Raw genomic sequence first — 14,410 nt, 5'->3', positions numbered from 1 at the left:
CCCGGTCGCGCTGCATCAGCCTCGTGCGAGCCGGGCGGCGAGATCGATGAGCGCCTCGGGGTGGGCGAGCAGCCGTCGCTGCTGCGGGTTGTCGATGAGATGCTGCAGCAGTCGGTGCGCCCCGACGACGGTCGGGCTCCAGTAGCCGCCGACATGGTGGCGGCTGAGGGGCATCTCGATCGCTTCGCCGTCGACGATCACCTCGACCTGGCCGTCGTCGGGATCCACACCGGGATCCGACAGCATCAGTGCTGCGAGAGCGCCGAGCAGGAGCGTGCTCGCGAGTCCTGGCAGTCGGAACCTCGTCGTCGGAACGGCAATCTCTATGCGCTCCACCGCATCCCAGGTGAGGATGCCGCGGTTCTCCATCCCCTCGCGGAGAAGCACCGCATCGGGCGTCAGCCGCAGATGATGACGACCCGGGTCTCCGACGGCGAGAGCATCGGTGACAGCGATCAGTGGACCGTAGCGCTTCACTCGAGTGCCGACGGGCCCTCGGTCACCAGCAGGTGGAACTGCGCCGCGTCCAGGATGCGGATGCCGAGCTCCTCCGCCTTCGCGAGCTTGGATCCGGCGCCGGGGCCTGCGGCGACGAAGTCGGTCTTCTTCGAGACGCTCGAGGCGGCCTTGCCTCCCGCCTTGAGGATCGCCTCCTGCGCGCCGTCACGCGTGTACCCGTCGAGAGAGCCGGTGGCGACGACCGTGAGACCGTCGAGCACGCCTCCTTCGACGACTGCGGCTCCAGGACCCGGATGCCCCGGAGTCGACCACTGCACGCCCGCGTCCGCCCAGCTCCGGACGATGTCCTGATGCCAATCGACCTCGAACCAGGCGAGGAGGGAGTCGGCGATGATGCCCCCCACGCCCTCGACAGCCGCCAGATCTTCACGCGATGCCGCACGGATCGCATCGAGGGACCCGAACCACTGCGCCAGGGCGCGTGCCGCGACCGGTCCGACGTGGCGGATGTTGAGCGACACGAGGAGGCGCCAGAGCTCCTTCGTCTTCGCCTTCTCGAGCTCGGCGAGGAGCTTCGTGGCGGCCTCTGACGGCAGCACCTCGCGATAGTCCTTCCTGACTCCGAGGCGGCGGCGCTCCGCGGCATCCATCGCCTCCGTGCCCGGCGGGTACTGCGCAGGGCCGAGCTTCTGGAACGGCGCCCGACGCACGAGCTCACCGGTCTCCTCGTCGACCTTGGGCTCGCCCGTCTCGGAGTCGCGCACGACCACGGAGATCGGCACCAGATCGCCGAGCGCGAGGGAGAACAGCCCCGCCTCCGTGTCGAGAGGCGCGACCGCCGGCGGCTCCGCCTGCGTGAGGGCGGCGGCGGTGACCTCGCCGAGCACCTCGACGTCGAGCGCGCCGCGAGAGCCGATGTGCTCGACGCGACCGCGGACCTGTGCAGGACAGGAGCGCGCGTTCGGGCAGCGGAGGTCGATGTCGCCCTCCTTCATCGGACGAAGCGGGGTTCCGCACTCCGGGCAGTCCGCCGGCATGACGAACTCCCGTTCGGTGCCGTCGCGCTTCTCCACCACGGGTCCGAGCACCTCGGGGATCACGTCACCCGCCTTGCGCAGGACGACCGTGTCGCCGATCAGCACGCCCTTGGCCTTCACGACGTCCTTATTGTGGAGGGTCGCCTGGCGCACCACGGAACCGGCGACGTGCGCAGGGGCCATCACGGCGAACGGCGTCGCCCTGCCGGTGCGTCCGACGGACACCACGATGTCGAGGAGCGTCGTCTGGACCTCCTCCGGCGGGTACTTGTAGGCGATCGCCCAGCGCGGGGCGCGACTGGTCATGCCGAGCTCGTCGTGCAGCGCGAGTTCATCGACCTTCACGACGATGCCGTCGAGCTCGTGCTCGATGTCATGACGGTGCTCGCCGAAGTGCTCGACGAACCCGATGACCTCGTCGATGCTCGTGCAGACCTTCGCATGAGGGCTCGTCGGCAGGCCCCAGCCCGCGAGCAGTTCGTAGACCTCGCTCTGCGCGGAGACCGGAGGGTTCTCCCACGCGCCGATGCCGTGCACGTACATCGCGAGCGACTCGATCCGCAGCAGGCCGGCCTCGAGTTCGAGCCCGTCCTTCTTGTCGATCTGCTGGCGGAGGCCTCCGCTCGCGGCGTTGCGGGGATTGGCGAACGCCGGGAAACGACGGGCGGCGGCCGCGCTCGCCTTCTCCTCGTCGAAGGGCTTCTTCGCTCCGCTGCGGGACTCCCAGCGCGCGAGGGCATCGGCGTAGGCGCGCTCGCGGAAGGATGCCTGCGCGGCGTTGAGGCGCTCGAAGGCGGCCACGGGGATGAACACCTCGCCGCGTACCTCCACGATCGACGGATGCCCCGTGCCGCTCAGCCGTTCGGGGATCTCAGGCAGGCGCAGGGCGTTCTCGGTGACGATCTCGCCGACACGGCCGTCTCCGCGTGTCGCCGCGGACGTGAGCACGCCGTCCTCGTATCGCAGGTTGATCGCGAGTCCGTCGATCTTGAGCTCCGTGAGCCAGTTCACATCGCGCCCCGCGGCGGCCCGCGTCTTCGCGGCCCATTCGCGGAGCTCCTCGATGGAGAAGACGTTGTCGAGGCTCAGCATCCGTTCGGCGTGCTCGATCGTGTCGAGTCCCGTCGACTCGGCGGCGCCGACCATCTGCGTGGGCGAGTCCTGCCCCTGCAGCTCCGGATGCAGCCGCTCCAGCTCTTCGAGGCGGTGCATCCAGCCGTCGTAGGTGAAGTCGTCGACCACCGAGGTGTCGCGTCCGTAGTACGCGTCTTTCGCCTCGAGTATGAGCGTGGTCAGCTGTTCGGCCTCGGTACGGGCGTCTTCCAGCGAGATGTTCTCCGGCACCCCGTCAGTCTACGATCGGGGGCCGACATCGCACGGCTCTAGACCCCGGCGGGCACCGCCGACACGGTGCGGTCGATCGTGAACTGCCCGAGGACCCTGGTTCCGACGTACAGCACGGCCGTCTGCCCCGGCGCAACGCCGTCGAGCGGTACCTCGGGCACCACCCGCAGTCCGTCCGGCTCCACGAAGGCCTGCGCGGGCACCGGCTCGGCGTGGGCGCGGATCTGCACCTCGCAGGCGAAGGATCGCTCATCGGGCCCCGCACCGGCCCAGCTGAAGCGCCGACCCGAGATCTCCGCCGTCGCGAGAGCCTCCTTGGGGCCGACGACCACGGTGTTCGAGACGGGCCGCACCTCCAGGACGAACCGTGGCTTGCCGTCGGCCGCCGGCACCCCGAGCTTGAGCCCCCGACGCTGGCCGACCGTGTACGCGTGCGCTCCCTCGTGCGAGCCGACGACGGCTCCCGCGCGATCGACGATGTCACCGGTGGCCGTGCCGACCTTCTCGGCGAGCCAGCCGCGCGTGTCCCCATCGGGGATGAAGCAGATGTCGTGGCTGTCGGGCTTCTGCGCCACGCTCAGGCCCCGCTCCTCCGCCTCCGCGCGGACGAGCGCCTTCGACGGCGTCTCTCCGAGCGGGAAGTACGTGTGGGCGAGCTGCTCTGCGGTGAGCACGCCGAGCACGTAGGACTGATCCTTCGCGTCATCGGCGGCACGATGCAGCTCGAGCCCCGAGTCGGTGGGGACGAGGTTGGCGTAGTGCCCGGTGCAGACCGCGTCGAAGCCCAGCTCCAGCGCTCTTTCGAGAAGAGCGGCGAACTTGATCTTCTCGTTGCAGCGCATGCACGGGTTGGGCGTGCGACCAGCCTGGTACTCGGCGATGAAGTCGTCGATCACGTCGTCGCGGAAGCGCTCCGAGAAGTCCCACACGTAGAACGGGATTCCGAGCAGGTCCGCTGCTCTGCGAGCGTCGAGGGCGTCCTCGATCGTGCAGCAGCCGCGACTGCCTGTGCGCAGCGTGCCGCCGGCGCGAGACAGCGCCAGGTGGACGCCGACGACCTCGTGCCCGGCGTCGACAGCGCGCGCCGCAGCGACCGCGGAGTCCACTCCCCCGCTCATCGCCGCAAGAATTCGCATCCGTCCAGTCTACGAGGGCACGGCTGGACGGGCTCCGAGTGCGTTCAACGCGCCGCGGACGCCCTCGCGTACGCATCCGCGATGACGGAGAGCACCGCGTCGACGTCGGCGTCGGTCGAGGTGCGCCCGAGCGAGAACCTCAACACGCTGCGCGCGTCCTGCTCGCTGCGCCCCATCGCCATGACGACGTGCGACGGTTCGGCGACGCCCGCCTGGCAGGCCGACCCCGTGGATGCTGCGACCCCTGCCATGTCCAGAAGGAACAGCAGGCTCTCACCGACGGCTCCGGGGAACAGCAGGTGCGCGTTGCCCGGCAGGCGGTCCACCGGGTCGCCCAGCAGCACCGCCGCGGGGACGAGCGAACGGATGCCGTCGACCAGCCGGTCGCGGAGCAGGATCAGCCGCTCCGCCTCCGCGTCGAGCTCGGTGGAAGCCAGTTCGAGGGCGGCAGCGAACGCGGCGGCGCCCGGCACGTCCTGCGTACCCGCCCGAAGACCGCGCTGCTGCGCTCCGCCGTGCAGGAGAGCGGCGATCCGCGCCGTGCGGGCGACGACGAGCGCCCCTACTCCGACGGGGGCCCCGATCTTGTGCCCGGCGACGCTCAGGGCGACGAGACCGCTCCCGCCTGACGCATCGCCGCGGAGAGCACGGAACGAGAGCGGGAGATGACCGAGGGCGGACACGGCGTCGAGGTGCAGCGGCACTCCGGCATCTGCAGCGGCCGCGCTCAGTGCACGCGCGTCGTTGACGGTTCCGACCTCGTTGTTCGCGACCAGCGCGGTCGCGAGCGCAGCACCGGGCAGAGCCTGGGCGAAGCCGAAGACAGGGATGCGCGCCTCCGCGGTGACCGCGACAGGACGCAGCACGGCGCCCCCGGCGACCAACGAGGCGACGGTGTCCATCGTCGCGTGGTGCTCGGCATCCGGTATGACGATCGCGTCGGCGCCCTCCGCCCTCGCGCTCCACAGGCCCTGCAGGGCGAGGTTGATCGACTCCGTCCCGCCCGAGGTGAACACGACCTCGATGGGCTCGCATCCGAGCACTGCGGCCGCACGCTCGCGCGATTCCTCGAGCAGACGGCGGGCGTCCTGCCCCGCTCCGTGCGTGGACGACGCGTTTCCCACCACGTCGGTCGCCGCCAACCAGGCCTCGCGCGCCTCCGCACGGAGGGGCGTGGTCGCTGCATGGTCGAGGTAGTGGCGCATCCCTACAACTCTCCCCTATTTCCAGCACCTTGGCACACGGAACTGAGTACGCCCTGTCGTGAGACCCGAGCCCCGCCCCCTAATGTGTACCTATGCCCGCGAACCGAGACTTCACCGTGCCCGGCGGTCCAGCACTCGACAACCTCGGCGTCCGTCTGCACGACGGCGTCGGCACCCTGCGCGTCTGGTCTCAGAACGCCTCCTCCGTCGAGCTCGTCGTCTTCGACGCCACCGACCTGGACTGGGTGACCGACCAGGCCGACCTCGAGCGTCTCCCGGGAGGCGTCTGGGAGGTCACGACCCCGCTCCTCCAGCCCGGAGTCCGCTACGCCCTGCGCGTCGGTGGACCGCACGGCCCGGGCAACACGTTCAACCCGGAGACCCTTCTCCTCGACCCCTACGCCCGCGGACTCGCCCAGGGCGACGGCTACGAGGAATGGCGCTCCGTCGTCATCGTCGACGGCTTCGACTGGGGCCAGTCGCAGAAGCCCCGAGTGCCGCTCGACCGCACCGTGATCTACGAAGGACACCTGAAGGGGCTCACCAAGCGCCAGCCCGATGTGCCTCCGGCGCTCCACGGCACCTACGCGGGCCTCGCCCACCCCGCGATGATCGAGTACTTCCGCTCTCTGGGCATCACGTCCATCGAGCTGCTGCCCGTGCACGCGTTCGTGCCGGAGCCTCGGCTGCTCGAACGCGGACTGACGAACTACTGGGGCTACAACACCCTGAACTTCTTCACTCCGCACACCGCCTACGCGACGGAGGAGTCCCGCAAGGGCGGCCCCGAAGCCGTCCTCGCCGAGTTCAAGGGCATGGTCCGGCTCCTCCACGAGGCAGGTCTCGAGGTCATCCTCGACGTCGTCTACAACCACACCGCCGAGGAAGGTCTCGGCGGTCCCCGGTGGAGCATGCGCGGCATCGACAACGCCAGCTACTACCGACAGGACGCGAACGGCGCGTACATCGACACGACCGGATGCGGCAACACCGTCAACACATCGACGGATGCCGGCGCCCGACTCGTCCTCGATTCGCTGCGCTACTGGGCCGAGGAGATGCAGATCGACGGGTTCCGCTTCGATCTCGCGACCGCGATCGCCCGGGACGCCGCGCACACCTACACCCCCGAGCACCCGCTGCTCACCGCGATCTCGAACGACCCGGTCCTCAAGGACACGAAGCTCATCGCCGAGCCCTGGGACGTGGGCCTCGGCGGCTGGCAGACCGGGAACTTCCCGGCGGGCTGGCACGAGTGGAACGACCGCTACCGCGATCGCGTCCGCAACTTCTGGCTCAGCGACATCGACTACGCACGACGCGCGTCGGCCCCCGTCGGCATCGGCGGGTTCGCGACCAGGCTCGCCGGATCGTCCAACACCTTCGCCGATGAGCGCGGCCCCCTGGCCAGCATCAACTTCGTCACCGCGCACGACGGCTTCACCCTGCACGATCTCGTCTCCTACGACGTGAAGCACAACGAGGCCAACGGCGAGCAGAACCGCGACGGCGCCGACATGAACCGCTCGTTCAACCACGGCATCGAGGGCCCCACAGACGACCCGGCCATCCTCGCCGCACGGCGCAAGGCGATGCGCAACCTGCTGGGCACTCTGCTGCTCTCGGCCGGCATCCCCATGCTCACCGCCGGCGACGAGGTGGGACGCACGCAGCGCGGCAACAACAACGCCTACGCGCAGGACTCGGCGATGACGTGGCTCGGCTGGGATGAGGAGCCGTGGCAGGAGGACCTCCGCGCGCACGTGGCTCGTCTCATCTCGCTCCGCTCCGAGAACCCCGCCTTGCGCCCGAGCAAGTACGCGCGGCTCGGCGAGCACATCCCCAACGCGAGCGTCATGGACTGGTTCGACCAGAACGGCGAGACGATGGAGAGCGAGCAGTGGACGGACCCGGGGAACCGGACGATCCAGTACGTCGCCGCCTCGACCCCCGACACAGAGGCCGCCAACAGGATCCTCCTGATCGTGCACGGCACCGAGGCGCCGATCGACGTGCGGCTGCCCGAAGAGATCGAGGGAGCGACGCGCTTCGTCGAGCTCTGGTCGAGCGCCGATGAGCGTCCGTCGGATGCCGCGGAGGTGTTCGCACCCGGCGACGTGCTGCCCATTCCGGGCACGTCTATGCGCCTCTTCCGGGTCGAGTGAATCGTAGCGCGACCCGCCCTGTCACCTCGCTACCCGCGTTGCTCGGGTAGCGGTACATTCAGGGTGTGGCAGCACGCGCGAGTACCCGGACCACGGCTCTTCGAAGCCCCTCTCAGATCCCCCTGCGCCCCCTCGGCGCCCATTCGGACGGCGAGGATCTGCGCACGACGCGCATCCCGCTGCTGAACGGCGCCCCCCGGGTGCCCGGCGGGTTCGCCCCCAAGGCCTTCGTCGGAGAAGTGGTGCCGTTCAGCGTCGTCGCGTTCCGAGAGGGGCACGACATCATCGGCGTCCAGCTGCGGCTGGTCTCCCCCGAGGGCGAGGAGTCACTCCACCGTCTCCGCCCTCGGAAGGACGGCACCGACGCCTGGGCCGCCGAGCTCGCCGTCGACGTCCAGGGGGCATGGACCTTCGTGTTCGAGGCCTTCTCCGACGACTTCGCGACCTGGGCGCACGCCGCGGAGCTGAAGATCGCGGCCGGCGTCGACGTGCCGGTGATGGCCGCGCTCGGCGCGGACCTCCTCCTCCGCGCCGCGGCGGAGAAGGACCGCCCCGCTCCGCAGCGCAAGCACCTCGCCGCCGTCGCCGCATCCCTCGCCGACGGGGATGCCGACCTCGCTCTCGCCGCGTCGACGGATGCCGAGCTGGCGCAGATCTTCCACGATCGCCCGCTGACCACCCTTCGCTCCGCGACCGCCCCGCAGACGCTCCTCGTGGAGCGCACGGCCGCGGGCGTCGGCGCCTGGTACGAGTTCTTCCCGCGGTCGGAGGGTGCGAAGCGCCTGAAGGACGGCACCATCAAGAGCGGCACGTTCCGCACGGCCGCCAAGCGGCTCCCCGCGGTCGCCGCCATGGGGTTCGACGTGATCTACCTGGTGCCGATCCACCCGATCGGCACCACCAACCGCAAGGGCCGCAACAACACCCTCACCACCGAGCCGGGAGACCCTGGCTCCCCCTATGCCATCGGAGCGGCAGAGGGCGGTCACAATGCGATCCACCCCGACCTCGGCAAGCCCGCCGACTTCCGAGCGTTCGTCCGGGCGGCGCAGGCCGAAGGGCTCGAGGTCGCCCTCGACCTGGCGCTCCAGGCATCCCCCGACCACCCGTGGGTGGTCGAGCACCCCGAGTGGTTCACGACCCTCCCCGACGGCACGATCGCGTACGCGGAGAACCCTCCGAAGAAGTACCAGGACATCTATCCCCTGAACTTCGACAACGATCCTGAGGGCATCTACCAGGAGATGCTGCGCGTCGTGCAGCACTGGGTCTCGCAGGGCGTGAAGATCTTCCGCGTCGACAACCCCCACACCAAGCCTCTGCAGTTCTGGGAGTGGCTGATCTCCACCGTGAACGCGGCAGACCCCGACGTGATCTTCCTCGCCGAGGCGTTCACCCGCCCTGCGGTGATGCGGGCACTCGCCGCTGTCGGATTCCAGCAGAGCTACAGCTACTTCACCTGGCGCAACACCAAGGCGGAGCTCGAGGAGTTCCTGACCTCCGTCTCCCACGAGACGAGCGACTACATGCGTCCGAACCTGTTCGTGAACACGCACGACATCCTCACCGAGTACCTGCAGTTCGGCGGACGCGCCGCGTACCGGATCCGCGCGTGCATCGCGGCGACCGCCGCCCCCGTCTACGGCGTGTACGCGGGCTACGAGCTGTTCGAGAACGTGGCCCGCCCCGGGTCGGAAGAGAACATCGACAACGAGAAGTACGAGTTCAAGCTGCGGGACTGGGAGGGAGCCGAGGCCGCCGGGGACTCCCTGGCTCCGCTCCTCCGCCGCCTCAACGGCATCCGTCGAGAGCACCCTGCACTCCGTCAGCTCCGCAACCTGTCGGTCCACTGGAGCGACGATGACGCCGTGCTCGTCTACAGCAAGCATCTCGACGCCGAGTTCACCGGCACGGGGGCGTCCGACACGATCATCGTCGTCGCCAACGTCGACCCGCACTCGGTACGAGAGACCACGGTGCACCTCGACACGACCGTGTGGGGCGTGCCGCTCGGTGAGAGCTTCGAGGTCGAAGACCTCGTCACGGGGGCTGTCTGGACCTGGGCAGACCACAACTACGTGCGCCTCGACTCGTTCAGCGAGCCGGTGCACATCCTGAAGGTGAGGGAACGAGCATGAGCTACGTCGAAGACGTGACGGCATCCGCAGACTGGGCCACCGTCGCTGGAGCGTCTCATCACGATCCGCACTCCGTGCTCGGCGCTCATCCGTTCAAGGATGCGGCGGATCGCACGATGACGCTCATCCGCGTCCGTCGACCGCTCGCCTCATCGGTCGCGGCCGTCTTCTCCGACGGCACCCGCCTCGACCTCACCCACATCGCCCACGGGATCTGGGAGGGCCAGCACGACGGCGCTCCGGTGGCCTATCGCGTCGCGACCGCGTACAACGACGATCCGGAGACCATCGTGGGCGACCCCTACCGCCACGTTCCCACACTCGGCGACATCGACCTGCACCTCATCGCCGAAGGACGTCACGAGCGGCTCTGGAAGGTGCTCGGCGCGCATCCCCGCACCCTCGACGGCGACACCGGCGTCGCGTTCGCGGTGTGGGCCCCCAACGCCACCGCCGTGCGGGTGGTCGGCGACCACAACGGCTGGAACGGCGAGGCGCATGCGATGCGCTCGATGGGCGTCAGCGGCGTCTGGGAACTCTTCATCCCCGACCTCGATCTCGGCGCCAGGTACAAGTACGAGATCCGCACGCGGTCGGGCGACTGGATCCTCAAGGCGGACCCGATGGCCCAGGCCGCACAGGTGCCCCCGGAGACGGCGTCTGTCGTCACGGAGTCCTCGCACACCTGGTCCGACGGCGCCTGGATGACGCGCAGAGCCGCCACGCACGCTGTGGCGCAGCCGCTCTCCGTGTACGAGGTGCACCTCGGGTCGTGGCGCGGCGGCCTCGGCTACCGGGACGCGGCGGAGCCCCTCATCGAGCACGTCACGAACGCCGGCTTCACGCACGTCGAGTTCATGCCGCTCGCCGAGCATCCGTTCGGCGGCTCCTGGGGCTATCAGGTCTCCGGCTACTACGCGGCGACCAGCCGTTTCGGGTCGCCGGACGACCTGCGGTATCTGATCGACCGCCTCCACCAGGCCGGCATCGGCGTGATCATGGACTGGGTGCCCGGGCACTTCCCGAAGGACGCCTTCGCTCTCGCGAAGTTCGACGGCCAGGCGCTCTACGAGCATCCGGACCCTCGTCGTGGCGAGCACCAGGACTGGGGCACCCTGATCTTCGACTACGGTCGCCCGGAGGTCCGCGGTTTCCTCGTGGCGAACGCCCTGTTCTGGCTGAGCGAGTTCCACGTCGACGGACTGCGGGTGGATGCCGTGGCCTCGATGCTGTACCTCGACTACTCGCGCAAGGACGGCGAGTGGGAACCGAACGTCCACGGCGGGCGGGAGAACCTCGAGGCCATCCGCTTCCTCCAGGAGGTCAACGCGACCGCGTACCGTCTGCACCCCGGCATCCTGATGATCGCCGAGGAGTCGACGGCCTTCCCCGGCGTGACCGCGCCCACCGACCACGCCGGCCTCGGGTTCGGATTCAAGTGGAACATGGGCTGGATGAACGATTCGCTCCAGTACATCGAGCGCGATCCCATGTACCGCGCCCACCACGAGGGCGAGATGACGTTCTCCTTCGTCTACGCCTTCGGGGAGAACTATCTGCTGCCCATCAGCCACGACGAGGTCGTCCACGGCAAGGGCAGCCTGCTGGCAAAGATGCCCGGCGACCACTGGCACAAGCTCGCGAACATGCGCGCCTACCTCGCCTACATGTGGGGGCATCCCGGAAAGAAGCTGCTCTTCATGGGGCAGGAGTTCGGTCAGCTGGCCGAGTGGTCCGAGTCGCGTGAACTCGACTGGTGGCTGCTCGAGCAGCCGTCGCACGCGCAGCTGCAGGATTTCGTCGGCACGATGAACCGCACCTATCGCGCACAGGCTCCGCTCTGGGAGCGCGACAACGACGGATCGTCCTTCTCACGCCTCGGCGCGCCGAGCTGGGACCCGACGGTGATCGCCTTCGAGCGACGCGACGGACACGGCGGACGCCTGGTCGTGGTGAGCAACTTCGCCGGCGTCGAGCGCACCGGATACCGGCTGAGCCTTCCGCGGGAGGGCGTCTGGAACGAGATCCTCAACACGGATGCGGCGGAGTACGGCGGCCGTGGTTCGGGGAACCTCGGCGTCGTGGTCGCAAGACCCGACGGGGCGGAGGCGCCGACGGCGACGATCACCCTTCCCGCGCTGTCGACGATCTGGCTGCGCTATCAGGGCGAGCCGCACGTGCCGACCATCAACCACGGCTGATCGCTGCCGTGGGCCCGTGACGGGCCCACGGCGCATCGATCAGAACAGCAGCGAGGTCAGCCGGTTGCGTGCAGCGCCGACGCGGGGATCAGCGGCCCCGATGAGACCGAAGAGCTCGACGAGGCGCTCCCTCACGGCGGTGCGCTCGTCGGACGGCAGCTTCTCGAAGAGATCGAGCAGTCGCCCGAACGCGTCGTCGATGTGTCCGCCTGCGAGATCGAGATCGGCGACATCGAACTGCGCCTGCACGTCGAGCGGACCTGCGGCCGCGGCCGCACGAGCAGCCTGGAGGTCGAGAGACTGCACGCGATCGAGAAGACGCACCTGGCCGAGGCCGGCGATCGCCTCCTCATCGCGAGGGTTCTCCGCGAGCGCCTTCTCGTAGGCCACGATGGCGGCGGCGTAGTCGCCCGCCTCGATCGCGGCGTAGGCCTCGGCATGCAGCGGGGGCAGCGGCGGCTCTTCGGGCTCGGCAGCGGGCTCCGCGCCCTCTCCCACCGTGAGCGTGCCGGTGACGCCGTTCTGTGCGGCGAGCTGCAGCAGCTGGGCGAACACGTCCCGCACCTGCTGCTCCGGCACCGCACCGGTGAACATCGGCACGGGCTGACCGGCGATGACCGCCACGACCATGGGGATCGACTGCGCGCGGAACCCCTGCGCAAGCTGGGGGTTCGCGTCGACATCGACCTTGGCGAGCAGCACGCGGCCGTTCAGCTCGCGGGTCACCTTCTCGATGATCGGGCTGAGCTGCTTGCAGGGACCGCACCACTCCGCCCAGAGGTCAACGACGACGGGGACGGTGCGAGAGATCTCGAGGATCTCGCCGAAGGACTCGTCGGTGGCGTCGACGACGACGTCGGTCACGCCGGGCGCGGGTGCTCCCTGCGCGGGGGCTCCCTGCGCGGGGGCAGCGGGGCGGTTGCGGAGCGTCGACAGGTCGACGGCGCCGCGAAGGGCTGCGGGCGAGATCTCGCTCACTTGATCACCTCGACGGAGAGAAGGTCCTGCCGCACGGCGAGGAGACGGATCTGCTCCGTCGACCCCTGCGCCGGAACGGCGAAGAACAGCTGGAACTCGTACTTCGTTGCCACGCCCTTGGCGGACTCGGTGACTCCGGTCAGGGCCTTCGCCTCGGGGTTCTTCTCGAACCGGATCACGGCCTCCGCCGACGTCGGAGTGACCGTCTGCGTGTCGATCAGGGAGACCGCGACGATCGCTCCGCTGTCGAGGGTCGTCATCGAGACCGGGGGCGAATCCGACGGGACGATGTCGAAGGCGGTCTGCGAGGTCTCGGCGGCGTTGTTGGCGGCGAGGTTGTCCACCACGGCCTGCCGGCTGTCGCGGATCGAGGTCGCGTACTTGAGCGCCAGTTCGTCGAATGCGCCGTAGGACGCGCTCTGCTCGTTCGCATCGACCACGTCGGCGAACGCTGCGGCGAGCTTGCCCGGAGCCAGACTGAGGAACGCGGAATCGTCCGGGACGAGCGAGGTGCCGAGCCACGGGGCGACGACCTCGGGGAACACCGAGTCCGCAGACATCTCCGCGATGTTGGTGACCTTGTAGTTCGACCACGGGTCCTGCTGCGTCATGGTGAGGATGACGGGCGGCACGGTCTCGTCGCCCTTGCTCTTCGACAGCAGGAGCACAGTGCGCGGCCAGCGATCGGTCGCCTCGGGGAGCACGACCTCGACGTCATCGGTGGGGATGACCGCCGGGACGGGAGTCTCGGGGATCGCGGCGCGCAGTGCGTAGTCCGTCGCGCGCGTCGCCAGCGCGGCGCCGTCGAGACGGGTCTTCGCGAGCTCGATGTCCATCGCGGAGTCGGCATCCGCCACGGTCGACGAGATGCTCTCGAGGATCCGCTTCGCCTGCGCCTCCGTGACAGCCGGCGGCTTCTGGTTCTCCGGGGCGATGACGGTCGGCGTCGGAGTGGGGGTGGGCGAGGATGCCCCGAGCTGCGGCCACGAGTCGGCCGTGCACCCGGTCGTCAGGACGGCCGTGACCGCGAGAGCGGGAAGGGCGAGCGCCCAACGGCGGCGAGCCGGTCGCGCGCTCCGCATCTCGGCCTTCGGCAGCGTGGCGTCCGGATCGTTCTCCGTCGGCGCCTCCGGCGTCTCAGCGGCGTCTGCGGCGGCGGGCGTGGCCGAGGATTCGATCACTGCGCGTTCGGCTGCCGGCAGCGCGGCCACGTCGATGGGCTCGGTCACCGGGAGCGGGCCAGGGCCCTTGCGGCGCGGGCCGCGTCCGCGGCGCTGGTGACGGATCGCGAGGATGTAGAGGACGAGGCCGACGAGTAGGACGAGCACACCGGCGGCGACGAGGGGGCCGGCGAGCGGCGTGGAGGTGTCCAGCGGCCAGGAGACCTTGATGTCGTCGGGTGCGTTCTTCGTGCCGTCGTAGGCGATCAGCATGCTGACCCCGTCGGGCAGCTGCATCTTGTCGGCGATCAGGGTGTCGGCGTCGGTGAAGGAGTCGAGCCAGAGGTCGGATCCGGCGGGGTTGTGCCCGCCGGTCGTCGCATCGGTCGATCCGTCATCGGCGGCCGGCGTCTCGGTGGGTGCCGGCGTCGAGCCGTCGCCGGTTCCGGGATCCGCAGCATCCGACTTCTTTGCCTCGACGAGCTTCACGTTTAACGCGCCGCTCTTCCCGACGGTGACGTGGTTGTACGAGGTGTCGGCGAGCCAGGCCTTCATGTCGGCCGTACGACCGTACGCGGCGAAGATGT

Annotated in this window: 9 protein-coding genes; 3 read left to right on the top strand and 6 right to left on the bottom strand. The window is 69.4% G+C overall.

Annotated elements, in window-relative coordinates; all coding sequences use genetic code 11:
- Positions 1 to 15: 15 nt before the first annotated feature.
- The 4 genes from CQ047_RS10360 to CQ047_RS10345 are packed head-to-tail and all read right to left on the bottom strand — an operon-like array spanning position 16 to position 5,181.
- Positions 16 to 477, bottom strand: coding sequence for a hypothetical protein (locus tag CQ047_RS10360; protein WP_105674919.1), 462 nt, complete (start codon positions 475 to 477; stop codon positions 16 to 18).
- A complete protein-coding gene (gene ligA / locus CQ047_RS10355; RefSeq protein WP_105674917.1) occupies positions 474 to 2,840 on the bottom strand; it encodes an NAD-dependent DNA ligase LigA in 2,367 nt (788 codons plus the stop codon). The genes CQ047_RS10360 and ligA overlap by 4 nt, the downstream gene beginning before the upstream one ends.
- 38 nt (positions 2,841 to 2,878) lie before the next feature.
- Complete coding sequence (gene mnmA, locus CQ047_RS10350; RefSeq protein ID WP_105674915.1) at positions 2,879 to 3,976, bottom strand: tRNA 2-thiouridine(34) synthase MnmA; 1,098 nt, start codon at positions 3,974 to 3,976, stop codon at positions 2,879 to 2,881.
- Between the two features lie 44 nt (positions 3,977 to 4,020).
- The gene (locus CQ047_RS10345) at positions 4,021 to 5,181 is read right to left on the bottom strand and encodes a cysteine desulfurase family protein (protein ID WP_105674913.1); all 1,161 of its coding nucleotides are present in this window, start codon (positions 5,179 to 5,181) and stop codon (positions 4,021 to 4,023) included.
- Positions 5,182 to 5,273: 92 nt separating this feature from the next.
- Here CQ047_RS10345 and glgX point away from each other — a divergent pair, with 92 nt between their 5' ends.
- From glgX to glgB, 3 genes are all read left to right on the top strand, one after another.
- On the top strand, positions 5,274 to 7,346 hold the full coding sequence (gene glgX, locus CQ047_RS10340; protein WP_105674911.1) for a glycogen debranching protein GlgX: 2,073 nt from the start codon (positions 5,274 to 5,276) through the stop codon (positions 7,344 to 7,346).
- Positions 7,347 to 7,411: 65 nt separating this feature from the next.
- Entirely contained in the window at positions 7,412 to 9,484 is a 2,073-nt protein-coding gene (locus CQ047_RS10335; RefSeq protein ID WP_105674909.1) for an alpha-1,4-glucan--maltose-1-phosphate maltosyltransferase, read from the top strand.
- Complete coding sequence (glgB, locus tag CQ047_RS10330) at positions 9,481 to 11,685, top strand: 1,4-alpha-glucan branching protein GlgB (protein WP_105674907.1); 2,205 nt, start codon at positions 9,481 to 9,483, stop codon at positions 11,683 to 11,685. Before CQ047_RS10335 ends, glgB begins: the two co-directional genes overlap by 4 nt.
- A gap of 39 nt (positions 11,686 to 11,724) precedes the next feature.
- Here the strand turns inward: glgB and CQ047_RS10325 are convergent, their stop codons facing one another.
- The gene (locus CQ047_RS10325) at positions 11,725 to 12,663 is read right to left on the bottom strand and encodes a tetratricopeptide repeat protein (RefSeq protein WP_105674905.1); all 939 of its coding nucleotides are present in this window, start codon (positions 12,661 to 12,663) and stop codon (positions 11,725 to 11,727) included.
- The coding region (locus CQ047_RS18860; protein WP_105674903.1) for a glycosyl transferase at positions 12,660 to 14,410 on the bottom strand (1,751 nt) is incomplete at its 5' end. The genes CQ047_RS18860 and CQ047_RS10325, both read right to left, overlap by 4 nt.

The organism is Microbacterium sp. MYb72 (assembly GCF_002979415.1).
GTDB lineage: Bacteria > Actinomycetota > Actinomycetes > Actinomycetales > Microbacteriaceae > Microbacterium > Microbacterium natoriense.
The sequence above is the reverse complement of the archived record's forward strand: the minus strand, read 5'-3'. Positions and strand labels throughout refer to the sequence as shown.

Bases quoted from the DNA above. Each gene is read 5' to 3' on its own strand.
- mnmA (WP_105674915.1), bottom strand. From the start codon at position 3,976: ATGCGAATTCTTGCGGCGATGAGCGGGGGAGTGGACTCCGCGGTCGCT.
- CQ047_RS10345 (WP_105674913.1), bottom strand. From the start codon at position 5,181: ATGCGCCACTACCTCGACCATGCAGCGACCACGCCCCTCCGTGCGGAG.
- glgX (WP_105674911.1), top strand. From the start codon at position 5,274: ATGCCCGCGAACCGAGACTTCACCGTGCCCGGCGGTCCAGCACTCGAC.
- glgB (WP_105674907.1), top strand. From the start codon at position 9,481: ATGAGCTACGTCGAAGACGTGACGGCATCCGCAGACTGGGCCACCGTC.